General features: G+C 70.1%; 28 protein-coding genes and 1 riboswitch. Of the genes, 3 read left to right on the forward strand and 25 right to left on the reverse strand.

Going from position 1 to position 23,276, the window contains the following annotated elements:
• Positions 1–30: 30 nt before the first annotated feature.
• From ACZ5UM_RS02375 to ACZ5UM_RS02465, 19 genes are all read right to left on the reverse strand, one after another.
• Complete coding sequence (locus ACZ5UM_RS02375; protein WP_464846776.1) at positions 31–2,412, reverse strand: Tex family protein; 2,382 nt, start codon at positions 2,410–2,412, stop codon at positions 31–33.
• Positions 2,413–2,414: 2 nt separating this feature from the next.
• Positions 2,415–2,720 carry a hypothetical protein gene (locus ACZ5UM_RS02380; protein ID WP_464846777.1) on the reverse strand — a complete coding sequence of 102 codons (306 nt, stop codon included), beginning with the start codon at positions 2,718–2,720 and terminating at the stop codon, positions 2,415–2,417.
• A complete protein-coding gene (locus tag ACZ5UM_RS02385; protein ID WP_464846778.1) occupies positions 2,701–3,279 on the reverse strand; it encodes a DUF1444 family protein in 579 nt (192 codons plus the stop codon). Before ACZ5UM_RS02385 ends, ACZ5UM_RS02380 begins: the two co-directional genes overlap by 20 nt.
• A 192-nt stretch (positions 3,280–3,471) precedes the next feature.
• Complete coding sequence (locus ACZ5UM_RS02390; RefSeq protein ID WP_464846779.1) at positions 3,472–3,690, reverse strand: small, acid-soluble spore protein, alpha/beta type; 219 nt, start codon at positions 3,688–3,690, stop codon at positions 3,472–3,474.
• 109 nt (positions 3,691–3,799) lie between these two features.
• Positions 3,800–4,519 carry a gamma-glutamyl-gamma-aminobutyrate hydrolase family protein gene (locus ACZ5UM_RS02395; protein WP_464846780.1) on the reverse strand — a complete coding sequence of 240 codons (720 nt, stop codon included), beginning with the start codon at positions 4,517–4,519 and terminating at the stop codon, positions 3,800–3,802.
• 106 nt (positions 4,520–4,625) lie between these two features.
• Entirely contained in the window at positions 4,626–4,988 is a 363-nt protein-coding gene (locus ACZ5UM_RS02400) for a type II toxin-antitoxin system PemK/MazF family toxin (RefSeq protein ID WP_464846781.1), read from the reverse strand.
• 14 nt (positions 4,989–5,002) lie between these two features.
• Complete coding sequence (locus ACZ5UM_RS02405; protein ID WP_464846782.1) at positions 5,003–5,251, reverse strand: CopG family ribbon-helix-helix protein; 249 nt, start codon at positions 5,249–5,251, stop codon at positions 5,003–5,005.
• Between the two features lie 79 nt (positions 5,252–5,330).
• A complete protein-coding gene (alr, locus tag ACZ5UM_RS02410; RefSeq protein ID WP_464846783.1) occupies positions 5,331–6,464 on the reverse strand; it encodes an alanine racemase in 1,134 nt (377 codons plus the stop codon).
• A gap of 27 nt (positions 6,465–6,491) precedes the next feature.
• The gene (locus ACZ5UM_RS02415; protein WP_464846784.1) at positions 6,492–8,054 is read right to left on the reverse strand and encodes an NAD(P)H-hydrate dehydratase; all 1,563 of its coding nucleotides are present in this window, start codon (positions 8,052–8,054) and stop codon (positions 6,492–6,494) included.
• Positions 8,051–8,437: a holo-ACP synthase gene (locus tag ACZ5UM_RS02420; protein WP_464846785.1), complete on the reverse strand. Its 387-nt coding sequence runs from the start codon at positions 8,435–8,437 to the stop codon at positions 8,051–8,053. Before ACZ5UM_RS02420 ends, ACZ5UM_RS02415 begins: the two co-directional genes overlap by 4 nt.
• Before the next feature lie 10 nt (positions 8,438–8,447).
• The gene (locus ACZ5UM_RS02425) at positions 8,448–8,675 is read right to left on the reverse strand and encodes a hypothetical protein (RefSeq protein ID WP_464846786.1); all 228 of its coding nucleotides are present in this window, start codon (positions 8,673–8,675) and stop codon (positions 8,448–8,450) included.
• 78 nt (positions 8,676–8,753) lie between these two features.
• Positions 8,754–9,308 (reverse strand): hypothetical protein, encoded by a 555-nt coding sequence (locus ACZ5UM_RS02430; RefSeq protein WP_464846787.1) that lies wholly within the window; start codon positions 9,306–9,308, stop codon positions 8,754–8,756.
• Between the two features lie 93 nt (positions 9,309–9,401).
• Positions 9,402–10,385 (reverse strand): hypothetical protein, encoded by a 984-nt coding sequence (locus ACZ5UM_RS02435; protein WP_464846788.1) that lies wholly within the window; start codon positions 10,383–10,385, stop codon positions 9,402–9,404.
• Positions 10,386–10,597: 212 nt separating this feature from the next.
• The gene (locus ACZ5UM_RS02440) at positions 10,598–12,499 is read right to left on the reverse strand and encodes a P1 family peptidase (RefSeq protein WP_464846789.1); all 1,902 of its coding nucleotides are present in this window, start codon (positions 12,497–12,499) and stop codon (positions 10,598–10,600) included.
• A 63-nt stretch (positions 12,500–12,562) separates the two neighbouring features.
• Positions 12,563–13,447 (reverse strand): peptidylprolyl isomerase, encoded by an 885-nt coding sequence (locus ACZ5UM_RS02445; RefSeq protein WP_464846790.1) that lies wholly within the window; start codon positions 13,445–13,447, stop codon positions 12,563–12,565.
• 89 nt (positions 13,448–13,536) lie between these two features.
• Positions 13,537–13,878, reverse strand: coding sequence for a metal-sulfur cluster assembly factor (locus ACZ5UM_RS02450; protein WP_464846791.1), 342 nt, complete (start codon positions 13,876–13,878; stop codon positions 13,537–13,539).
• Between the two features lie 17 nt (positions 13,879–13,895).
• Positions 13,896–15,197, reverse strand: coding sequence for a hypothetical protein (locus tag ACZ5UM_RS02455; protein WP_464846792.1), 1,302 nt, complete (start codon positions 15,195–15,197; stop codon positions 13,896–13,898).
• Complete coding sequence (locus ACZ5UM_RS02460; RefSeq protein WP_464846793.1) at positions 15,194–15,502, reverse strand: cupin domain-containing protein; 309 nt, start codon at positions 15,500–15,502, stop codon at positions 15,194–15,196. The genes ACZ5UM_RS02455 and ACZ5UM_RS02460 overlap by 4 nt, the downstream gene beginning before the upstream one ends.
• Positions 15,503–15,636: 134 nt before the next feature.
• On the reverse strand, positions 15,637–16,308 hold the full coding sequence (locus ACZ5UM_RS02465; protein WP_464846794.1) for a Crp/Fnr family transcriptional regulator: 672 nt from the start codon (positions 16,306–16,308) through the stop codon (positions 15,637–15,639).
• Positions 16,309–16,447: 139 nt separating this feature from the next.
• Between ACZ5UM_RS02465 and ychF the strand changes: the two genes are divergently transcribed.
• A complete protein-coding gene (ychF, locus tag ACZ5UM_RS02470; protein ID WP_464846795.1) occupies positions 16,448–17,551 on the forward strand; it encodes a redox-regulated ATPase YchF in 1,104 nt (367 codons plus the stop codon).
• A 98-nt stretch (positions 17,552–17,649) separates the two neighbouring features.
• Here the strand turns inward: ychF and ACZ5UM_RS02475 are convergent, their stop codons facing one another.
• Together ACZ5UM_RS02475 and ACZ5UM_RS02480 are read right to left on the reverse strand one after the other, a co-directional pair.
• Complete coding sequence (locus ACZ5UM_RS02475) at positions 17,650–18,396, reverse strand: hypothetical protein (RefSeq protein ID WP_464846796.1); 747 nt, start codon at positions 18,394–18,396, stop codon at positions 17,650–17,652.
• 183 nt (positions 18,397–18,579) lie between these two features.
• Positions 18,580–19,110, reverse strand: a complete 531-nt coding sequence (locus tag ACZ5UM_RS02480; protein ID WP_464846797.1) for a YceI family protein — start codon at positions 19,108–19,110, stop codon at positions 18,580–18,582.
• A gap of 187 nt (positions 19,111–19,297) precedes the next feature.
• On the opposite strand from ACZ5UM_RS02480, the gene ACZ5UM_RS02485 reads away from it, so the two are divergent.
• Positions 19,298–20,062, forward strand: a complete 765-nt coding sequence (locus ACZ5UM_RS02485) for a fumarylacetoacetate hydrolase family protein (RefSeq protein ID WP_464846798.1) — start codon at positions 19,298–19,300, stop codon at positions 20,060–20,062.
• A gap of 49 nt (positions 20,063–20,111) precedes the next feature.
• Positions 20,112–20,714, forward strand: coding sequence for a hypothetical protein (locus ACZ5UM_RS02490; RefSeq protein WP_464846799.1), 603 nt, complete (start codon positions 20,112–20,114; stop codon positions 20,712–20,714).
• A gap of 39 nt (positions 20,715–20,753) precedes the next feature.
• Here the strand turns inward: ACZ5UM_RS02490 and ACZ5UM_RS02495 are convergent, their stop codons facing one another.
• The 4 genes from ACZ5UM_RS02495 to thiT all read right to left on the reverse strand — a co-directional run bounded on the left by ACZ5UM_RS02495 (position 20,754) and on the right by thiT (position 22,969).
• The gene (locus tag ACZ5UM_RS02495) at positions 20,754–21,680 is read right to left on the reverse strand and encodes an aminopeptidase (RefSeq protein ID WP_464846800.1); all 927 of its coding nucleotides are present in this window, start codon (positions 21,678–21,680) and stop codon (positions 20,754–20,756) included.
• A 1-nt stretch (position 21,681) separates the two neighbouring features.
• Positions 21,682–22,113 carry a hypothetical protein gene (locus ACZ5UM_RS02500; RefSeq protein ID WP_464846801.1) on the reverse strand — a complete coding sequence of 144 codons (432 nt, stop codon included), beginning with the start codon at positions 22,111–22,113 and terminating at the stop codon, positions 21,682–21,684.
• A gap of 37 nt (positions 22,114–22,150) precedes the next feature.
• Positions 22,151–22,276 (reverse strand): hypothetical protein, encoded by a 126-nt coding sequence (locus ACZ5UM_RS02505; RefSeq protein ID WP_464846802.1) that lies wholly within the window; start codon positions 22,274–22,276, stop codon positions 22,151–22,153.
• Between the two features lie 144 nt (positions 22,277–22,420).
• Positions 22,421–22,969, reverse strand: a complete 549-nt coding sequence (gene thiT / locus ACZ5UM_RS02510) for an energy-coupled thiamine transporter ThiT (RefSeq protein ID WP_464846803.1) — start codon at positions 22,967–22,969, stop codon at positions 22,421–22,423.
• Between the two features lie 79 nt (positions 22,970–23,048).
• Positions 23,049–23,155: riboswitch (TPP riboswitch) on the reverse strand.
• Positions 23,156–23,276 lie beyond the last annotated feature (121 nt).

The following is a 23,276-nucleotide window of genomic DNA, read 5'->3' on the forward strand; positions in this document are numbered from 1 at the left end:
CCCACCAGCACGGCCCCGGCCGCATCGGGCCTACAGCCGCTTGAACTTCTCCTGCAGCATCCGCACCTGCTCCTCCAGGCTGGGCTGGCGCTTCGCCCGCGGCTCGCCCGCCCGGCCGCGGCCCGCCTCCCGGCTCGGACGGGACTCCCTGTCCCGGCCGGACTCCCGGCTCCGGCCGGCTTCCCGGGCCCGCCCGGCATCCCGGTTGCCACCCCGCTCCCGCTGCTGCTCCCCTGCGGGGGGGTCGCCCAGCTTCATGGAGAGCCCGATGCGCTGCCGCTTCAGGTCCACTTCGATGACCTTCACCCGCACCACGTCGCCCACCGCCACCACCTCGGAGGGGTGCTTGACGTACTTGTGCGAGAGCTGGGAGATGTGCACCAGCCCGTCCTCGTGGACGCCGATGTCGACGAAGGCGCCGAAGTCGACCACGTTGCGCACCGTCCCCGTGAGCTCCATGCCCACCTTCAGGTCCTCCAGCTTCAGCACGTCGGTGCGGAAGATGGGCTTGGGCAGCTCGTCCCGGGGGTCGCGGCCGGGCTTCGAGAGCGCCTCGATGATGTCCCGCACCGTGGGCACGCCGGCCCCCAGCTCGGCGGCCACCTGTTCGGGAGAGAGCTTCTTCAGGGCATCCCGGAGCCCCGCCGCCCCGCGGCCGATCAGCTGCTCCCGGGTGGCCCCCACGGCTTTCAGGATCGCCTCGGCGATGGCGTAGGACTCGGGGTGCACCGCCGTGTTGTCCAGCGGTTCCAGGCCGCCCTCCACCCGGAGGAAGCCCGCGCACTGCTCAAACGCCTTCGGGCCCAGGCCCGAGACCTTCAGCAGCTCCTGCCGGCTGCGGAACTTGCCGTGTTTCTCCCGGTACTCGACAATCGCCTTCGCGACCGAGGCCTTGATGCCGGCCACGTACTGCAGCAGCGACGGCGAAGCCGTGTTGAGGTCGACGCCAACGGCGTTGACCACCGACTCCACCACGGCCCCCAGCTGCTCGGCCAGCCGCTTCTGGTTCACGTCGTGCTGGTACAGGCCGACGCCGATGGACTTGGGGTCGATCTTAACCAGCTCCGCCAGCGGATCCTGCGCCCGCCTGGCGATGGAGACCGCCGAGCGCTGCGTCACGTCGAAGTCGGGGAACTCCTCCTGCGCGATCTTCGAGGCGGAGTACACCGAAGCGCCGGCCTCGGAGACGATCATGTAGGCGGTGGGGTGGCTGCAGCGGGGGATGATGCTCGCCACCACCTGCTCGGTCTCCCGGGAGGCCGTGCCGTTGCCGATGGCGATCAGGTCCACCTTGTGCTTGTCCACCAGCCGCACCAGCGTCTCCTCGCCCTGCTGCCGCTGCCGGTCGCCCAGGGTCACGTAGATGACACCCGTTTCCAGCACCCGGCCGGTCTCGTCCACCACGGCCAGCTTGCACCCGGTGCGGTACCCGGGGTCGATGCCCATGACCGTCATGCCCTTGATCGGCGGCTGGAGCAGCAGGTTCCGCAGGTTCACGGCGAAGAGCCGGATGGCGTGCTCCTCCGCCTTCTCGGTGAGCTCGTTCCGGATCTCCGTTTCAATGGAAGGCGCGATGAGCCGCCGATACGCGTCGGCAATCGCCTCCCGCAGCTGATTCTCCCAGACCGACCGGCCGGTGATGTACTGCCGCTCGATGCCGGCGATGATCTCCTCCACCGGCGCCTCCAGCGTCACCTTCAAGCACTCCAGCCGCTCGCCCCGGTTGAGGGCCAGGATGCGGTGGGGCGGCAGGGTGCGCACCGGCTCCTGGAAGTCGAAGTACATCTCGAACTCCCGGGCCTTCTCGGGGTCGCCCTTGTCGCTGGCCGCGGACCGGATCACGCCGCGGGCGAAGGTGAGCTCGCGGACCCGCTTCCGCACCGCCGCGTCATCCGACACGATCTCGGCCACGATGTCGCGGGCGCCGGCCAGGGCGTCCTCCGCCGACTCCACCTGCCGTTCCGGGTTGACGAAGGCAGCGGCCATCTCCTCGGGCGAGCCGCTGGACTCCGCCTGGGCGAGCATCCGCTGCGCCAGCGGCTCCAACCCCCGCTCCCGGGCGATCATGGCCCGGGTCCGCCGCTTGGGCCGGTAGGGGCGGTAGAGGTCCTCCACCTCCTGCAGCTTCTCCGCCTGCCGGATGGCCTGCTCCAGCTCGGACGTCAGCTTGCCCTGCTCCGCGATGACCCGCAGGACCTTCTCCTTCTCGGCCTCCAGGTTCCTGAGGTAGGCCAGCCGCTCCTGCAGGAGGCGGATCTGGTTCTCGTCCATCTCGCCCGTGGCCTCCTTGCGGTACCGGGCGATGAAAGGCACGGTATTCCCCTCGTCCAGGAGCTGGATGCACCGCGCCACCTGACCGACCGACAGCCCCAGTTCCCGGGCCAGCCGGGCCTGAATCACATCGTGGCTCACGTTCATTCACCTTCCTGCGCAGGCGGCCCGCCGGGCAGGACGAGCCGCTCCATATCGCGCCACATCTCTCCGTCCCAGCGCATCACGGTCATGATCGGCGGCGCCTCGTCCCACTGCCAGACGAAGCGCAGGTCGCCGTCCTGCACCATATGCGGGAAGTCGTCGGGCCCGCTGCGCGCCAGCTCGCCCCAGACCGACCGGGCGAGCGCCGCGGCCCGGGCGTCGTCGTAACCGGGGCCGCCGTGGTGGCGGATGGCCTCCGCCAGCTGCCGGACGAAACCCGTCTCGCTACCCCTGCTGCCGCACATAGCGCACGATCCTTTCGCCGTCGAAGGTGTACAGGTAAGGGCTCACCGGAAACCCGGCCTCCCGGTGCTCCAGGGCCACCCGCCGCTGCACCACCCGGAACAGCTCCTCGTCGGCGTCGCCGATCGCGACCATCCAGTTCCGGTGGGGCACGCCGATCACCAGCTGACCCGGCACCGCATCCGCGAAGTCGTGCAGCCATTCCGTGAGGAGGATGCGGGCGGCGTCGTAGCCGTCCTGCAGGGCCCAGATGAACATCGGCCGGCCGCCTTCGGGGGAGTCGAGCTTGGTCACCCGCTTCCCCTCGGTCAGCCGCTTCAGGTTCTGGAGCGCCGTGATATGGACGGTGGTGTGGCTCACCCCCCAGTCGCGCAGGTCCTGGTAGGTGACATAGCGGATCTTGTCGCCCGGCTCCTCGATGCCGTAGATCACGTGCAGCCCTTCGGCGATCTGGCCGTTCACCATCTGCCCCCCGCCCTTCGCCTGGATCTGCACCGGATCCATCATGAGCGGGTAGAGCCGGCCGCGGATCTCGGCAAACTCCTGCTCCATCAGCTTCATCGTTCATCCCTCCCGGGGCTCAGCCAGCCCGGTCAGCCCGCGGCGGTGAGGCCGGCCACAGTGATCACCCCGCCGGACGCCGCAGGCGAGAAGAGTTTACCAATCGGCGGTTGGCCCGTCAAGAAAAGCCGGGAAGGGGGCCGAAGCCCCCTTCCCGCGCCTCCCGGAGGAGCCGGCCAGCCTGAGCGCCGGTTACCGCGTGGTACCGCCGTTCAGCTGCTGCTCGGCCAGGGCGATCATCTTCTTCACCATGTACCCGCCGACGGAGCCGTTCACACGGCTGGGCAGGTCGCCCTTGTACTGCTGGGCATAGTTCGGGATGCCGAGCTCAGCGGCCGTCTCGAACTTCAGCTGCTCCAGGGCGTTGCGAGCCGAGGAAACGAGGATCTCGTTGCTGTTGTTGTTCGCCATTGCGTTCTCACCTCCTGACGGTCTTATGTTTCCGCCGGAGGCGCCGCGTTATGACGACCAGTTGTTGGCGCGTATTGACGACCCCTTGTCGCGGCCGCGCGCTTCGTTGTCAAGAACGATGGCGCGCCGCGTCGACAAACGCGGCGAACAGGGGGGCGAAATTGTACGACCGCCCCTCGAAGTTTTCGGGGTGCCACTGCACCGAGAGGACGAAGCGCCGGCCCGGGTGTTCCATCGCCTCGATCACGCCGTCGGGCGCGTGCGCGCTGGCCACCCACCCGTCGGGCACCCGCTTCACCGCCTGATGGTGCCGGCTGTTGACCCGCCGCTCGGCGCCCAGCAGCGCGGCGAGCCGCGTGCCGGGCGCGATGGTCACCGGATGGGTGGGGTATCCGGCGGGCGCCTCCTGCCGGTGCTTGATGGCGCCCTCGACCTGCGACGGGATATCCTGCCAGAGCGCGCCGCCGAAGGCCACCGCCAGCACCTGGTGGCCCCGGCAGATCCCCAGGACGGGCATGTCCCGGTCCACCGCCACGCGGGCATAGGCCAGCTCCGCCGCGTCGCGGTCGGGGTCGATGCGGCCGGTGGCGGGCAGCGGCAGCTCGCCGTACAGCAGCGGATCCAGGTCCTCGCCGCCGGAGAGCAGCAGGCCGTCCAGCCGCTCCAGCACCTGCGACGCCTCCTCTTCCCCCGCGGCGACGGGCAGCATCACCGGCAGCCCGCCGGCCCGCCAGATGGCCCGGAAGTAGTCGTGGGGCGTGTAAAGCCAGTCGCGCCCCGGTTCCTCGCGCTCGCGGTTGCATGCGGTCACGCCGATCAACGGCCTCATGCGTCCGGTCTCCTCCCTGATGCTCACCGCCTCGTTATGTGCGTGAACCCGGGGGTCCACACTCTTTGGACTCCCGGGTTCGCCGCGGAGGTGCCCCGGCGGCGCATCAAAACTCCTTCAGTCCGAGGCTGATCATCAGGGCATCGTCCACCTGGCGCATGATGTCGCCGCCCAGGTGGGTCACCCGCTCGCGCAGCCGCCGCTTGTCGATGGTGCGGACCTGCTCGAGCAGGATGACAGAATCCCGCTCGAGCCCATAGGTTTCCCCGTCCAGTTCGACATGAATCGGCAGCTTGGCCTTCTCGATCTGGCTGGTGATGGCCGAGACGATGACGGTCGGACTGTACTTATTGCCGACATCATTCTGCAGGATCAGAACGGGCCGCACGCCTCCCTGCTCCGACCCGATGACCGGGCTCAGGTCCGCGTAGAAGACGTCGCCCCGACGAATCTGAAGTGGCTTGCTCATACGCCCGGGACCGCTCAGGGCAAACTGCCGATCTGCTCGAAGATCGGCCCTTCCTCCGCAAGAGTCAGGTTGATGCGGGACATCTCCAGGTAGCCCCGCCTCATCTGCTCCCGCATGTCCCGTTTCTTCCTTTCTTCCACATAGATTCGCACGGCCTCGTGGATCAGGGCGTCCCGGCTGGTCCGCTCCAGGGCCGCGAGGCCGTCCACCTGCTCCAGGAGCGATGCAGGCAGGGTGACCCGAATGCGTCGCATAGCGGCCATGGAGCACCTCCTCCGGATACTGCCCTGGTTCCAGTCTATACGCGGCCCCGGAGAAAGGTCATCGCAACGGCGCACAGGTTCAGAGGTTCTCCGGCGGGTAGAAGCGGGGCACCCGCCGGGAGATGCCGCAGACAATCTCGTAGTTGATGGTGTCGGCCAGGCCGGCGAGTTCGGTCGCGGTGATCTCCTCCCCGCCCTGGCGGCCGATCAGAACCACCTCGTCGCCCACCTGCACCGGCACGTCGTCGGGGACGCGGACCATCATCTGGTCCATGGTCACCACGCCCACCACCGGGCACCGGCGGCCGTGGATCAGCACCTCGGCCCGGTTGGAGAGCTTGCGGGGGTAGCCGTCGGCATATCCCACGGGCAGCGTGGCGATCTGCTCACGGCGGGAGGTGGTGTAGGTGCAGCCGTAGGAGATCGACTGGCCGGCCTCCAGCCACTTCACCATGCCCACCCGGGTCTTCCAGGTGAGGGCGGGCGTGAGGTTGACGGGCCACGCCACGCCCGGCGCCGGCGGCAGCCCCACCACGGCGATGCCGGTGCGCACCATGTCGTAGTGCGCCTCCGGGTGGAGCATGAGCGCCGCGCTGTTGGTCACGTGCCGGATCCGCGGGCGCACCCCCGCGGCCTCCAGCTCGGCCAGCGCCGCCTCGTACCGCTCCAGCTGCAGACGGGTATACGGGTTTTCCGGCTCGTCCGCCGTCGCCAGGTGGGTGAAGACCCCTTCCACCTCGACGTGGCTGAGCCCGGCCAGTTGGCGGCCGATGGCGGCCACCTGGTCCGGCTGGAGGCCGATGCGGCCCATGCCGGTATCGACCTTCAGGTGGACGCGCGCCCTGCGGCGCAGCCGCTCTCCCGCGCGGTTCAGGGCCAGGCCGAGCTCGCCGTCGAACAGGGCGACCCGGAGCCCCTCCGTCAGCACGGTCTCCGCCTGGCCGGGGGACACGTAGCCCAGCACGAGGATCGGCGCGGTGATGCCGTGCCGGCGCAGGGTGACCCCTTCCTCCACAGAGGCCACGCCCAGCCAGTCGGCCCCCGCCTCGATGGCCGCGGTGGCCACGGGCACCGCGCCGTGCCCGTACGCGTTGGCCTTGACCACCGCCAGCAGTCGAGGAGCCCGGATGATCTTCTTCAGTGCTGCGATGTTGGCCTGAACTGCTTGCAGATCGATCTCCGCCCAGGTCGGGCGCATGCGATCCAGATCCATCGTGGCTCCTCCCCCACGTGGCGTTTCCTATCCCACGAACTCCTCGATCAGGTCGGGCAGCCCTTCCCGGAGGGACTGCTGCGCGGCGGGCAGCTCCGCCGCGATCTCGCCGGCAAGCACCCCGTCTTGCCCCATCCGCTGCGCCAGCCGGTCGCCGGCCAGGCCGTGCAGGAAGGCGCCCGCCGCCGCGGCCTCCGGCGCGCCCAGCCCCTGCGCCATCAGCCCGGCGATGATGCCGGTCAGCACATCGCCCGACCCGGCCGTGCCCAGGATCCGGCTGCCGGTGGGGTTGATGAAGACCTGCCCTCCGGGCTCGGCGATCAGCGTGTAGGCCCCCTTCAGCAGCACCACGGCCTTGGTCACGGAAGCCGCACGGCGGACCGCGGCGAACCGGTCCGCCTGCACGGACTCCACTGAGACGCCCAGCAGGTGGGCCATCTCCCCCGGATGGGGGGTGATCACCAGCGGCATCGGGCACTCGGCCAGGAGTTCGGGCCGGCCGGCAAACGCCTTGATGGCGTCCGCGTCCAGGACCAGCGGCGCCGTGGCGCCGGCCACCACCCGGCGGGTGAAGAGCTGCGCGTCGGCGTCGGTCCCGAGGCCCGGCCCCACGGCCAGGGCGTCGGCACGGGCCGCCCGCTGCAGAAACAGCTCGGCGGCGTCGGCCAGGAAGCCGCCTGCCGGCGACTCGGGCAGGGCCAGGGTCATGCACTCGGGCCGCATCGCCGCGAGGACCGGCTGCGACCGCTCCGGGGCCGCGACGGTGACCAGCCCCGCGCCGATGCGCAGCGCGCCCATGGCCGCGAGGGCGCCGGCCCCCGCCATGCCGTGGGAGCCCGCCGCCACGTACACCCGGCCGCGGGTGCCCTTGTGCGCGTCGCGGCTGTAGGCGGGCAGCCAGCTCTTCGCCATCGCCGGGCGGGTCAGCTCCACCTGGATGTTCTCGGCCTCGATCGCCTTCTCGTCCAGTCCGATGTCCACCACCACGATCCGGCCGACCAGGTCTGCCCCCGGGAAGAGGAAGAGCCCCAGCTTGGGCAGGCCGAAGGTGACCGTGACATCGGCCCGGACGGCCGGCCCGTCCACCCGTCCGGTGTTGGTGCCGATGCCGGAGGGGATGTCCACCGCGAGCACCATCCGGTTCGCGGCGTTGATCAGCTTGATCGCCTCGGCGGCCTGGCCCCGCGCCGAGCCGACCGCTCCGGTGCCGAGCACAGCGTCGATGATCAGGTCGGCGCCCTGCAGCGCCTCGTACGCCTGGGCCGGCATCAGGATGGGCACCCCGGCCATGCGGGCGGAGTACAGCGCCGCCGCGGCGTCGGCCGGCAGGTCGTCCAGGGAAGCCCACACCACCGCCGAGACCTGGAAGCCCCAGTGGCGCAGCCACCGGGCGGCCACCAGGCCGTCGCCGCCGTTGTTCCCCTTGCCGCAGACCACGACGATGGGCCCTGACCGCCCTTGCATCATCCGCCGGGCGATCAGGGCCACCTGCCGCCCCGCCAGTTCCATCAGGACCGAGGAGGTGAAGCCGTACTGATCGAAGAGGCGCGCCTCGATCGCCCGCATCTGCTCGCCCGAAACCACCTTCATCCTTCGATCACCACCTGTGCAACGGCGTACTCCTGTGTATGTGACAGCGAAAGGTGAATCCGAGTTGCACCCCGCTCAGCGGCGATCTCGGCGAGTCGATGGGAAAGGCGCAGCGACGGCCGGCCGAGGTCGTCGCGGACGACCTCCGCGTCGGTCCAGCGCACCTGACGCAGCCCGATGCCCAGGGCCTTCAGCAGCGCCTCCTTCGCGGCGAACCGGGCCGCATACCGCGCAGCCCGGTGAGGTTCGCTGGACTCGCAGTAGGCGATCTCCGCCGGGGTGAAGAGCCGTGTGAGAAGCCGCTCCCCGTGGCGGTCGACGGCGCGGGCCAGCCGTTCCACCGCCACGATGTCGACGCCGGTGCCCAGAATCACGCCGAGCACCCCCTTTCCCCTACATCAGGCGGTCGAGCCCGGGCTCATCCCCCGCCAGGCGGAGCACCACGGTGCCGTCCCCGCCGCGCTCCACCCGGAGAACCACCCGCTCGCCTTCCCGGAGCGGCGCGTGCGCCGAGACCTCCAGCCGCACCCCGCCGCCAAAGGCGAGGATGGCGCGGCCCTGGTAGACCGAGACCACCTCGGCCACCAGCCGCCGGCCCGGTGCAAAGAGGCGGGACCGCATGGCCACCCCTCCTGCCGCACAGAACTTGCAGGTAGGTTTCTCCAGCGCCCCGCCGTTCCCCTTCAGAACGCCTCTTCTTCATTCCCCGGCTGGGGAGATCATTTCCGCAAGGTCCAGGTACTCGTAGACATCGACCCCGTGCGCGGCCAGGGCGCTGGCCAGCTCGCTGACCGCGGTCCAGCCGCCGGCCCGGAGATGCAGGGCGAGCAGGTCGGATGCCCTGCGCTCCAGTCGGGAGTGCCCGCCGGCTGCCGCAGCCGTCCGGGCGGCCAGGGCAAAGCCAAGGGCCTCCACCAGGCGGCCGGTCGCGCCCGCCACCCGGCTCAGGAAGAGCTGCGCCCGCACCTGCAGGGGGCTCAGGGGGGCCGCGCACTGGAGCGCCCGAAAAGCCTCATCCGCCGCCTGCTGGGGACGGCCGGCCGCCCGCAGCATGCCGGCGCTGATCAGCCGCAGCCGGCCGCTGCAGCACTGCCGCATCACGGCGCCGGTAGCCCGCCTGCAGCGCTGCACCAGCAGCAGCACCCGCAGCCGCTGGCCGGGGGTGAGCCCGCCGGCCTTCAGCAGCCGGCGCCCGTAGGCCAGACAGCGTCGGTATTCGCCCTTCCGGAAGAGGCGTTCCAACCACAAGGTCATCCTTTCACCGCCTCTCTCCCCGATTTGGCCCTAGTCTTCCCCGACAGGCGCGGAAAGGAAACAGCCCCGGGGCACGGGGCTGTCGCAAGGGCGCTACTGCAGGTCGCGTCTCAGCAGCGGAACGGGCGGCATCTCCTCGGGGAAGTGGGCGGTCGCCTGGTAGGCGGCGTCGAGATGGCGCAGGATCTGCACCCCTTCCCGCTCCACCAGCTCTTCCAGTGCCTCAGCAGCCAGGTGCTCCAGCTCAGGCTGCCCGGCCGTGACCGCCTCGCTCAGGGCCGCCAGGACGAAGCTGAGGGACTGACGCCCTTCCCCCACCCGCTGCTTGCACTGGGCGAGCAGCAGGTAGCAGTGACAGGCGTGGGCGGGATCGCCGCGGTAGACCGTCAGCGCGCGCGCCGCGGCCACTGCGGCCCTTCCGGCATACCCGCCCCGAAGCAGCCAGGCCGCGAGGTCGAGCAGGTAGGTGCCGGCGTAGTACGGCTCGGCGGGATGCCGGGCGGCGATGGCCCGCTGCTCCAGGAGCAGCCGCCTCACCGGGCGCCGCTGGCTGCGGTCCTGCCGGGCCATGTACAGATAGACGTTGATCAGGTCGTGGGTGCAGGTGAAGACGCCGTGCAGCATCCCGTGCCCGGCGAACCAGGCCCGAGCCGCCTCCAGGGCGTGCACGGCCTGCGCCGGCTGCAGAAGCCGCTGGTAGGTGATGCCCAGCGACTTCCACGCCGCTCCCTCCAGCCGGGCCGCCTCCCGGTAGCAGTCCCTGTAGGTGAAGTACCGGTGGAAACAGCTCACGGCCTGTTCGTACTGCTGCATCGCCGCATGGGCGGCCCCGAGCGTGAGCAAGGCCCGGCCCAGCAGATCGAACGACTTCGCCTGCTCGGCCAGTTTCACAGCAGACAGCGCGGACCGCACCGCTCCGGGGGCATCCTGCAGGGCCAGCCGGCAGCGGCTCATGATCAGGTGAATCCCGGCCTGTTCCTCCGGCGGCAGGCCGCCCTGTTCCATGATCTGCTCCGCCGCAAACAGACAGCGTGCGTACCGGCCCTCTTCCAGGAGCCGGGCTAACGCCTCGACCATGAACACCCATCCCCTTCTTTCCTGGGGTCATTCCGTTGGCTGCGACGGCGTCTGCACATTTTCGCCCACAGATAAAAGACTGCCCTTCCTGCGTCGGTGTCAACTCCAGACCCTGGGTTCAAGCCTCGATCTAATTGGACTCCGCTTATCACTCTCTTATACGAACACCGGGCTGAAAAGGTTCACACCGTAAGGGATAGATTCGTGATCAATCATGTATCGGTTCTGTTCACCCACGACAACACCTGCTCCACCGGCAGCTCCGGCGCCACATGGCCATCGCGGCCGGTCACCGTGCGGGCGGTGAACAGGGCGTTGATGACGGCCTCCTCCACCGCCTCCACCGCGGCCCGGAAGAGGTCGTTCATGATGGCGCTGTCGTCCCGGAGCACCGTCACCGCGCGGACCGGGGCGTCGGCCCGGTGCGGCACCCGGTTGGCGGTGGAAAACGCCAGCACGAAGTCGCCGCTGCCGTTCATCGCGCTGCCGCCCACCCGGGAGAGGCCCAGGGCGCCCCGGCGCGCGAGGCGCGTGAGCTGCCGGGCGTCCAGCGGCGCGTTGGTGGCCAGCACGACCATCACCGACCCGGGCGGCGGCTCGTCCGGCCCGGTCTCGGGCGCAGCCTCCACCCGGGGCGCGGCCTGGTCCTGGGGCTCGGCATCCGCCCGGGGCGCGGCCTGGTCCTGGGGCTCCGCATCCGTCCGGGGCGCAGTCCCGGCCCGGGGCGCGGCATCCCCCGGAGGAGCGGCCTTCGGCTCGCCGGGGGGGTCCTGCAGCCGCCGGCCCACCGGCACCCCGTGAATCAGGAGGTCAGGGCGCCGGCCGAAGTTGGCGAGCACCAGCGCGCCGAGCACGTAGCGGTCCACCAGGCGAGACGAGGAGCCGATGCCGCCCTTGAAGCCGAAGCAGACCATCCCCGTGCCCGCGCCCACGGCGCCCTGCTGGACCGGTCCGCCGGACGCGCCTTCCAGGGCGGCCCGCACCATCTCCGCCGTGACGTGCCGGCCCCGCACGTCGTTCAGGTAGCCGTCGTTGCACTCGCCCACCACCGGGTTGACCGTGCCGGTGGTCACGCCGATCTCCGGGTTCTGCTCGAGCATGTAGCTGACCAGCGCGTCTGCCGCCTGGAAAGCGGAGAGAGTGTTGGTCAGGAGGATCGGCGTCTCCAGGGTGCCGAGCTCGGCCACCTGGGCGAGGCCGGTCGCCTTGCCGAAGCCGTTGAGCACGAAGAGGCCCGCCGGCACCTTCTCGGCAAACAGATTGCCGCCGTGGGGCAGGATGGCCGTCACACCTGTGCGGACCGGCCCCTGGCCGGGGATCAGCGGCCCCTCGCCCTCAACCCGGGTGGCGTGGCCGACGCGCACCCCGGGTACGTCGCAGATGTCGTTGTGGGGTCCCGGAGGCAGGTGGCCCGTCACCAGGCCCAGGGCCCGTGCCGTGGGTCGGGGCGGATAAGGGCTGGGAAACGACATGGAAGGCACCTCCTCTGCACGTGGAGACACGGGCGGCTCGTCCGGCACCAGGCGGATCACCGGCACCGGCCCCCGCCATTCCACCTCGATGTGGCGGCCCAGCAGAACCGTGGACAGCATGTTGTGCACACTGTGGCCGATCGCCGGCACCCAGAGGTCGCCGGTCAGGTCGTAGGCGGCGCCGAAAATGGCGCCGGACAGCGCGGCGACCGCCGCGTAGGGCCAGTTCTCGCGCATCCAGCCGCCGTGGCTGAACCCGAACAGGAAGGCCGCCGGCAGCAGGCCCACCAGGGGCTGTAGCCCGCCCCGGAAGAGGAGTTCCTCGCCGATGGCCGCGGTGGTGACCATGACCAGCATCAGCGGGTAGCCGACGGACCGCAGGGCCTCCTCGCCGGCCCGCCCGCCCGTCTTCCGCAGCGCCTCCTCCAGCCGGTCGCTGAACCGGGAAACCAGCCCGACCAGGCCCAGGGACAGCCCGCCCGCGGCGAGGCCGGCCAGCACGGCGTGCCCCGAGGGCAGCCGCAGGAGGTCGGGGAACTGCCCCGTGGCCAGCCGGGCCAGGAGGAGCCCGCCCGCCGCCATGGCCGCCGGCGCCGCGACGCCGACCAGCAGGAAAATCCGCCAGCGGGACCGCAGATCCACCCCACCACCCCCCGTCATGCGCAACCAGGCCAGGAGGTTGTCCCCTGGCCCGGTCTCCGGCCGCTACTCCGACAGCGTGTTGGTGATCTGCGCGCCTTCCCGCAGCTCGGTGTACCAGCTGCCCAGCCGCTCGCTCACCTTCTCGCTCAGGTACTGCTCCCGGATCGTCTCTTTCTCCTGCTCGAAGTCTAGCAGGCTGACCTGGATGATGTGCCAGCCGTACGGGCTCTGCACCGGGGCGGAGATCTCGCCGTCGCCCAGGGCGAAGGCCGCCGCCTCGAACTCAGGCACGGTATCGCCCCTGGCGATCAGGCCCAGGTCGCCGCCCCTGGCCGCGCTGACGGTGTCCTTCGACTCCGCCTCGGCCAGCGCCGCGAAGTCGGCCCCGCCGTCCAGCAGCGCCCGGATCTCGCTGGCCTCCTCTTCCGTGTCCACGAGAATGTGGCGGACCTTGATGCGCCGGGTCTCATCGGAGCCCTGCATCTCGTCGAAGTACGCCCGCAGCGCGGCATCGTCGGGCTGAAGCTCCTGCCTGAGCACCCGGGTGGCGGTCATGTCCCGGCGCAGCGCATCGCGGAACTGCGCCTCGGTCAGACCGTACTGCCGGAGCGCCAGGGAGAAGTACAGGTCGCCCCCGTATGCGGCCTTGGTGGCGGCGACTTCGGCCTCCACCTCGGCATCGGTCACCGCAACGCCCGCCTTGGCGGCTTCCTGCTCCACCAGACGGGTCAGAATCATGTCGTCGACGGTCTCTTTCCCGTAGTACGCCATCAGCCTCTGGTGCACTTCCATCCGGGTGATCCGATCGCCGTTGACCGTCGCCACCACCTCGGCGTCGGGTCCGGGCCGCTGCATGCTGCTGCCCACAAAGTAACCCCCGAGGCCGGCCACCACCAGGGTCGCCGCCACGGCCAGGGCAATCGTCCCCCGGCTGTTCTCATTTGCCAACGTGCCACGCTCCTTCAATCCATGCTTCAAGCAGGGCCATCATCCGTATGGTAACGCAGTTCACGCCGGCTGCCAACCGCACAAATCGCTTATTGCCAGCCCAGCTGTCTCCGGGCCTCGGGCGACATGCGCTGGGGAGACCAGGGCGGGTCGAAGGTGAGATCGACCTTCACGTCGGCAAAATCCAGCACGCTCAGGGCCTCGTAGACCTCGTTGACCAGGTGGCCGCCGACCGGACAGCCGGCGGTGGTGAAGGTCATCAGCACGCGGCACCGGTTCTGCTCGTCCACCTTCAGGTCGTAGACCAGCCCCAGGTCGACGATGTTGAGGCCGATCTCCGGGTCGTAGACGTTGCGGAGCATGGTGCGCGCGAGCGCCGCCTTGTCGGCCTGCGGGCTCGTTTCCCGGCGGGTTCCGTTCGCGTTCTCCATCTCGCGGATCGCTCCCTTCAGTCCAGCGGCCTGGCCCGGAGCACCTGGACGATGGTGCCGGCGAACAGCAGGCTGCCGATCAGGTTTAGTATGACGCTCCCCCGCACCAGATACCGGGCATCCCACCAGTCCAGCGCGCCGCCCAGGAGCAGGAGCCCGGTGAGTGCCACCCCGGCCGTCCAGCACCCGTACCCGGCCCGCGCGGCCCGCTGCGAGAACATCTGATCCAGCGTGGGCAGCCGCTGGGTCTTGGCGCGCCGGTGCTTCATCAGGTAGTGCCAGACGAGAAACGGCACGATCTTGTACAGCATGCCCAGGATCATGGTGGCGACGAAGCCGAACAGGAACAGCCAGGCTCCGGGGACGGCTGCGGGCCGGTGCCAGTGGCTGAGCAGGAGCAGGGGCACGGCGGGCACGAGGAAGATCAGGGCCGTCACGGCCCAACGCATGGAGAGGTCGAGTTCGGGCCGGCGGCGCTGCCGCATCATGGCAAAGAGGTCGGCGGCGTAGCGGACCACGCCGGCCGCGGCGAGCAGCAGCGCGGCGGCGGTGGCGGGCAGGGGGAGGTGAAGCAGCAGGGCGGCAAACGCGCCCCAGAGCCCCGCCGCCAGCAGAGCCAGCACCGTGTGGCCGGAGGCGGCGCCCGGCCGGTTGGTCAGCGCGAACATGGGGAAGAGCTGGTACGAGACGCCGAAGATCGTGAGCATGAACCAGCCGCCCAGGCCGACCAGCACGTGCGCGCCCAGCGGCGAGTAGTCGAGGGTGTCAGGCAGGAAGCCGTAGCGCAGGTTGAACGCCAGGACCAGCCCCCAGATCACGGTGCCCAGCACGAACGAGAGGGCCGCCGCCATGAACCGGCCGGCGACGGTCCACTGGCCGGCCGAACGCATGGCCCTCACCACCAGCGCGGCGAAGGCGGCCAGCGCCAGGACCGTGAGGCTGCCCCCTGCCGTGATCCACGGCCCCGCGGAGCGGTAGAATCCCCACACCAGGGCCCAGCTGCCGACCAGGTACGCGGCGCACTGCAGGACGGCCCAGCGGCTCTCCACGGGACGCCCCAGCATCATCACCGGGGTGATCTGGTGGAAGGCGCCGATCATCACGCTGGTGGCGAAGCCCAGCGTGAACAGGTGCACGGCCGCCAGCGCGGCGGGGTTGAACCGGAAGGGGCCGAAGATCATGGGCGCCTTGTAGAGGATCAGCACCTGGAGCGCCAGCAGCCCCGCGAGCCCGGCCAGTGCCATGCCGATGGGCACGTAGATCGGCGGCGACTTGGCCGGATCGATGATCTGGGGCCCCGTTTTCTTCGGGCCGGTCATGGCCGCGGCGCGTAGGTGGCCAGCACGGTGGCCGGCCCGTCGGTGGCCCGCACGCCGAACGGCTCACCCGGCGGGTAGAACCAGATCGTTCCGGCCTCCGCCGGGACCCATTCACAGCCAGCAAGCAGTTCACAGCCCCCGCTCACCACCTGCAGGCTCACACTCGAGGAACTGGTGGCGGCGGGCACCTCGCCGCCCGGACTCAGCTCCATCAGGATCACCCGCATGTCCTGGCAGCTGTGGATCATCTCCACGGAGACCCCGTCGGCCGAAGGCTTCCGGGGCCGGATGAGCCGCACCTGCATGCCTGATCCCCCCTGTTCCTGGTTTCTTCATTAGTCTACCCGCGCCGGGGCGCCGCGCCGGTGCCGAGACGCGCCGGATCGGTGTGACATCCGTCACCAGATATCAAGACGGGCGGCGCGCCCGCGCCGCCCGCTCAGCTCTCGCCCATCCACTCGCGCAGTTTACGCTCGTCCTGAATGATCACCGACTCTCCCTGCACCGCGATGCAGCCGGTGCGCCGGAAGTCCCCCAGCACCCGGGTCACGGTCTCGCGGCTGGTGCCGATCATGCCGGCGATCTCCTGGTGGGTCATGCCCAGGGTGATGACGTGGCTCCCCTGCTCCTCCGCCATGCGCAGCAGCAGGGCGGCGAGCCGCCCGTGGGTGTTGTGCACGGCCAGGTCGTGGGCCGTGTCGCGCGCCAGCCGGAGCCGGCGGCCCACCAGACAGAAGGCGTTGGCGGCCAGCGTGCGGCTCTCCGGCAGCAGCCGCACCAGGTCGTCCACCCGGAAGACGAGGAGCACCGCATCCTCGGTGACCTGCGCGGTGGCAGGGTACGGCGCCTTGTCGGCCAGGACCACCAGGCCGACCTCATGGCCCGGCCCCCAGACCCGGAGCACCTGCTCCTGACCGTTGGCGGCCAGGCGGGACACCCTGACCCGGCCCTTCTTGATGAAGTAGATGGCCTCGCCGGGGTCGCCCTCGTTGAACAGGATGGTCCCCTTGCGGTAGTGGCGCTCCCGCGCGATCGCGGCGATGCGCGCCAGCTCCTCATCTGACAACCCCTGAAAGAGATCGAGTCCCCGCAGGAAGTCCAGGTCGGTCACGCAGGGTTCACCTCCCGGAAAAGGACGGATTGAAAACACTACGACGGCGGGCGGCCATTCCCCTTCCCCGCGCCGGCGATTGCGGCCTACATCACCATCCATTATAATCGTAAGGGTGTTCACAAGAGGAGGTCTTTCCATGGGACTCTCGATCGGCATTGTGGGCCTGCCCAACGTCGGGAAATCCACCCTGTTCAACGCGATCACCCGCGCCGGTGCGGAAGCGGCCAACTACCCCTTCTGCACGATCGAGCCCAACGTGGGTGTGGTGGACGTGCCCGACGCCCGCCTGCCCGTACTGGCCAGGATGTTCAACTCGGCGCGCATCGTGCCCACCAGCATCAAGTTCATCGACATCGCCGGCATCGTCAAGGGTGCGTCGAAAGGCGAGGGACTGGGCAACAAGTTCCTGCACCACATCCGCGAGGTCGACGCCATCGCCCACGTGGTCCGCTGCTTCGAGGATCCCAATGTGACCCACGTCAGCGGCCGGGTGGACCCGCTTTCGGATATTGAGGTCATCAACCTGGAGCTGATTCTGGCCGATCTGGAGACGGTGGAGAGGCGGTACGAGAAGGCCGGCAAGGCGGCGAAGGCCGGCGTGAAGGAGGCCCAGGTGGAGTACGGCCTGCTCACCCGCCTCCGGGACGCCCTGGAAGCCGGGCTGCCGGCCCGCAGCGTGGCCCTGGAGAACGACGAGGAGGCCCGGGTCCTGCGCGACCTGCACCTGATCACCGCCAAGCCGGTCATGTACGTGGCCAACGTGGCGGAGGAGCACGTCGCCGACCCCTTCGCCGTGCCGTACGTGGCCCGGGTGAAGGAGCTTGCCGACCGGGAGGGCAGCGAGGTCGTGCCGATCTCCGCCAGGATCGAAGCCGAGCTGGCCGAGATGGACGACGAGGAACGGGGGGCCTTCCTGGCCGACCTCGGCCTCACCGAGTCGGGCCTCGACCGGGTCATCCGGCACGGCTATCACCTGCTCAACCTCATCTCCTTCCTCACCGCCGGCGAAACGGAGGCGCGGGCCTGGACGATCCGCCGGGGGACGAAGGCGCCGCAGGCCGCCGGCCAGATTCACTCCGACATGGAGCGGGGGTTCATCCGCGCCGAGGTGGTCGCGTACGACGACCTGGTGGCCGCCGGCTCCATGGCCGCCGCCCGGGAGGCCGGCAAGGTGCGGCTGGAGGGCAAGGATTACGTGATGCAGGACGGCGACGTGGTGACATTCCGCTTCAACGTGTAGGGCGGCGCGCCGCATACGATAGGCACGGAGACGGATACCTGAAAGGGCTGCCCGGGAGTCAACCCTGTGACTCCCGGGCAGCCCTGCTCACGCTGCCGTCACGAGATCGGCCGCTGCGCCGCCAGGCGCAGGCCGTCCACGGCGGCTTCGAGGTCAGCGCCCTGCACGTAGGGTCGTCCGCCGACCTCCGCCACCGGCAGCGCAGCGGTGCGGCTGCCGTCGCCAAGCACCAGGGCGACCGAGCCGTCCGCCTGCCAGGCCACCTCCCCGAGCGCCGCGAGGGCATCCACGGGGACCTGGTAGCCGTCGGGGCCATCCGCCAGCACCGGCGCGGGCAGATCCAGGAGCGCCGGCGCGATCGCGCCCTCGGGTCCCTCGCCGGACCAGACCGCGACTTCGTCCGCCGACCGGCCCCGCTCCCCGTGGCCGTAACCGGTCACCAGCGGTGCGCCGCCCTCCAGGAGACTCACCACCACCTCGTCCTCACCGGCCAGCGCGAGCCGCCCGGAGACGTCCCGCCGGATCACCTGCAGCCGGAAGGAAAAGGCCTCATCCGTCTCGTCCGTGCCCACCAGCCGGACCCAGACCTGCTCGACGTCCGCCGGGCGGAGCGAGACCAGCTGCTGCTCCAGGGCAGGGGCGACGGTGAGCGGTACAGCCAGATCCGCGCCATGCAGCCACATGGCCGCCCGCTGTGCCGCCTCCCAGGCGGAGATCCCGGCGACCTCCTCCTGCAGGCCGGCAGGCAGGTCGGCAAGCGCCGGTGCGGGGACGCTGGCCGTCCACGCGCCGCGGCCGCGGGCGGGTTCCCGGGCGCCGGCGAAGGGACGGGGCTGCCGGCGCACCCGGCCAGCACGGCCGCCAGGGCGGCAAGGGCCATCCATCTGTTCACGCGAGGTCACCTCGATATGCTGCTGAGTTGACCATTTCTACATGAGCCCTGTTCAGTATACATGACCTCGCGCCCGCCGCGGCGTCTCGCGGCGGATTCTGGCCCGGCCAATTGCTGGCATGCCGGGACCGGGCGCTTAGGCCTGCTTGGTGGCCTCCAGGTGCAGCTCGATCTTCACCTGCTCGCCCACCAGGACGCCGCCGGTCTCCAGCACCGCGTTCCAGGTGAGCCCGAAGTCCTTGCGGTTGATCTTCGCGGTGGCCGAGAAACCGATCTTCTCGTTGCCCCACGGGTCCTTGCCGGTGCCCTCGAACTCCAGGTCGAAGGTGACCGGCCGGGTGACGCCGCGGATGGTCAGGTCGCCGGTCATCTTGTAGCCGTCGCCGGCGGGCTCGATCTTCGTGCTCTTGAAGGTGAGGGTCGGGTAGTTCTCGGCGTCGAAGAAGTCGGCGGAACGCAGGTGATCGTCGCGAGCCGAGTCGGCGGTGTTGATGGAAGCGACGTTTACGCTGCCCTCGAAGTACGCGCCGGGAATGTCTGCCGGATCCGCCTCAATGCGGCCCTCCATCTGCGTGAAGCGGCCCTTCACGGTTGCGATCATCATGTGCTTCACGGAGAACTCAGCCAGGCTGTGCGCGTTGTCAATCACCCAAACACTCTTTCCCATAACAGTCTCCTCCCATCACTCCGGCCGGGTCGCGCCCGCGCCTTTTATATCGTTAGTTGGTGACGAAGGGTAACTAGGTACGGGTTAGTGCCCAGGTCCCGTCGGAGGAACCTGGCGTCGCGCGCAGAAAAACCGAAGGGAGGTTTCACGCCAGCCCGAATGCGGAACAGGAGAGGAGCTAGGTTCCATGCGCTATATTCGTTTCGTGTCCGGAAATATCCTGCCCTCGTGGGGTCGCCTGGAAGGCGAGGTCGTGCACGAGCTGGACGGCGCTCCTTACGAAGGCGGCCGGCCCACCGGCCGGACGGCGGCCCTGTCTGCGGTCAGCCTGCTGCCGCCTGTGGCACCTTCGAAGATCGTATGCATTGGCCGCAACTACCATGATCACGCGGCCGAACTGGGCAACACCGCCCCGGAGCGCCCGATGTTCTTCCTCAAGGCGCCCTCCGCGCTCATCGGCCCGGGGGAGGCGATCCGGCTGCCGGACCCGGAGGCCAACGTCCACTGGGAGGCCGAGCTGGCGGTGGTGATCGGGAAGCGGATGAAGAACGTCCCCGAGGCGGAGGCGCTTTCCTATGTGTTCGGCTACACCATCGCCAACGACGTCTCGCACCGCGACGCGCAGAAGGCCGACGGCGCGTTTGGGTTCGGCCGGGGCAAGTCGTACGACACCTTCTGCCCCTGCGGGCCCGTGCTGGTGACGGACGGCGTTGACCCGTTCGATGCGCACATCACGCTCATGTGCAACGAGGAGGTCCGCCAGTCCGACTCCACCCGGCTGATGATCCACCCTGTGCCGAAACTGCTCAGCTACCTCTCCGGCATCATGACGCTGATGCCCGGCGACATGGTGCTGACCGGCACGCCGAAGGGCGTCGGGGCCATGAAGCCCGGGGACCTCATCGAAATCCACATCCCCGGCATCGGGACGCTGGCCAACCCGGTGGTGTAGAAACGGAGTCCGGCAGAGCCCACACCCCGCAGGCGGGTGGCCCCATAGTATGGGGCAGACCCCCGAGGAAGGTGTGAAGCCGATGTCCCATTTCTACCCACCGCCGATGGGCCACCCCGGCTGGTATCCCCGCGGGGCCTGGTACCCGACGGGAGCCGCATCGCCTGCCGGGACCTGGTACCCGGCTGCGTCTGCGGCGCCCCCGCCTCCCTGGCTTGCCGCGGCGGGTCCGGCGCCGTACGGCGTGCACGTGCCGCCGGGCTGGGGATCCGCCCCCGATCCGGTCGTGGTGGAGTGGATGGCGGTGCTCGAACCCGCCCTGAGCAGCGTGATTCCGGCCATCCAGGGCCTCCTGCAGATCTCCGGGATGCTCCTCCGCCAGCTTCCCGACGCCCTCGACATCTCGCCCTATACATCGGAGACGCCCGCGGCGCTGGCCCCGGGCGAAAGGGCGGTCGCCGCGCCCGCTGACCCGGCCGGGGCGGCGGGGGGCGACCCCGAGGCCCTGTCGTTCGGGATGGGCCACGCCGGGTTGTTCGGCCCGACCGGGACCGACGCGGTCGAGCTCGGCGCGGCCGACGCCGGGGCCCGGCCCGGCGCGGCGGAAGCCGACGCCGGCGACCCGGACGGCGAGTCAACCGCACAGGCATGAGCAAAGGGCCTGCCCCCGAAGGGGCGGGCCCTTTCATCGTCACAGAAACGACAACGTGGGCGAGGCGATGACGCAGTCGTAGTGCGTGGACGCCGGATTGCGCCCGCCAAAGGACAGGTTGCCGCCCAGCGCGATGTGGGCGGTGCCCAGCGCCTTCTCCGCCAGCGCCACCCGGCTGCAGGGCGTGACGTGCGGGTTGGCGCCCAGGCCCAGTTCACCCACGGTCCACGCCCAGCGGTCGTCACCCAGCCGGCGGCGCAGCTCTTCCGCCGCCTGCCCCCCGGCGGCCTCCACCACGCGGCCGCGCCGGAACGTGAGGGTGACCGGCTGGTCCAGGGGTATGTCGCCCAGGGCCACATCCACCACCAGCCGCCCGTCAGCGCGCGTCTCGTATGGGGCCACGAAGGCCTCGCCGGCGGGCAGGTTGCCAACGTCCCCGGGCGCCCTCACCCAGCCCGTGTCCACCAGGATGGGCCGGCCGCCGTACAGGACCCGCAGGTCGGTGCCGCCGGGCGCCGTCAGCCGCACCCCAACGGCGGACCGCAGGCGCCCGGCCAGGGCGGCCGCCCGGGCGGCGGCCTCTTCCAGCCCCGGCGCGAGGACCGCCTCCAGCGTCTCCTCATCCACCTGGGCCAGCGAGACCCAGCGGCCGCGGCGCGCCCGGCGGAAGGCGTCCCGGGCGGCGCGCACCGGCGCGTCCTCCGCAGCGAGCCGCAGCTCCGCCCGCAGGACGACCACCGCGTCCGCAGCCGCCGCGGCGGCCGTGAGCGACCGGGAGACGACCTGCAGCGGGCCGGGTTCGGGCAGCACATGCTGCATCACCTCGGCCGCGCCCAGCGCGCGGGCCGCCTCGGCCAGCGCGTCCGCCGCCGGCCGCAGCGGGCGGTCCGCCATGACCAGCACCCGTTCACCGGGCCGCAGCCCCAGACCCTGACGCAGGACGGCATCGGTCCAACGGCGGTGCATTTCAGCCCCAGCCCTCCGGCTTGAACTTGACGTCGGGCAGGTGCAGGGTCATCCCCAGGCGGATCGCATCGATGACCTCGGGGGTGACGTTGCCGCGGAGCTTCTCGCCCACCGGCTGCGCGGTGATATACAGATCGCTGGTGCCCAGCATGAAGTTGAGGATGGCGTCGCCCACGCCCTCCGGGATCGCCAGCCCGGCGCCGTGTCCGGTGGGCCAGCCGAAGAGCAGCACGTGCAGCCGCTCCCCCGGATGGTAGCCCCAGCGGTACGTGTACTGTTTGGGCTGGGCGGCCAGCACCTGCTTGATCATGAGGTCCAGCTGCGGCACGGTGAAGAAGACCAGCTTCCGGCCGTCCGGCCCGATGGCGGTTCCGGCCTCCGTGGGCAGGTAGACGACGGGCTCCTTTCCTGCAAAGTGATCCTGTCGTTCCACAGATCAACCTTCTTTCCGCGTTCTCCGTGCCCGAGACCTAGGGTGCCAGGAACGTCTCGGGCTCACCCGAGAACCCGGCCAGGTAGCCCACCAGCCACACGCCCGCCCAGAGGGCGGCAATCGCCACGGCCACGATCAGACCGGGGTTGCGCCATCTCCGCATCCCCATGCAACCTCCCCTGTGGTACGCCTCTTGCAATCCTCATCACGACCGGGCCGGGGGCCTCAGCGCGATCCTCGCTAAGATTATGACGTACCGGGGGGCCTGCGGGAATCGGGCGGCCACCGCACCGGCGCCCGGACCGGCCTAGTGCGCCGAACGCACCTGGGCCGGCAGCGCCCGCTCCAGGGCGGGAAGCAGGAACATCAGCAGGACCGCGCTCAGCACGGCCTCGGGCAGCAGATAGGCGCCGTTGTAGATGATGGAATAGATCAGCGGGCTCTGGCCCTCGGGCGCAAACTGGCCGAAGAAGACCACGCCGGAGATGACGTGGGCCACGAACCGGCCGGCGATGGCCAGGCTGCCCAGCCACGCGGCCGCCCACCGGGAGTGGCCCCGGGCCAGTCCGGCCAGGCCCAGCGCGCCGAAGGCGACCGGATAGTCCAGCAGCACCTGCACGGGATGGTAGAAGTACGGATCCAGCCAGAACTGCAGCAGCCCGTTCAGGACACCGGCCGTGATTCCCCAGCCGGCCCCGTGGCGGAGGCCCACCAGCAGAATCGGGACCATGGACCCCAGCGTGACCGAGCCGCCCTGCGGCATCTCCCACACCTTCACGTACGACAGCGCCACCGCCGCGGCGATCATCATGGCGGTCTCCACCAGACGGCGAAGACGAAGCCGAGCATCAGACATTCCGGACACCTCCATGTGCACTCAGGATTCGCTATCTCGTGGCACGAAAAAACCGCAGCCCAGCGAGCCGCGGTCGGTGTGTCCGCGAGGCTCGCTTCCCTACGCCGGCATTACCCGGATCAGGTGACAGGGTCCCGGGGTTCACCCCGGTTCTCAGCCGTTCCAACGGCTCCCCTAGCGGCTCTCGGCCCGTATGATGCTGTCTTAAGTATACCGCCCGCCCCAGGACGTGGCAATCCCTCAGCATACTCCGGCCCGCCGGGTGGCAAGTTAAGGAGGGCTCAGGGAGATCGTCACGGGGGGAAAG

This window comes from Symbiobacterium ostreiconchae, from assembly GCF_055396975.1.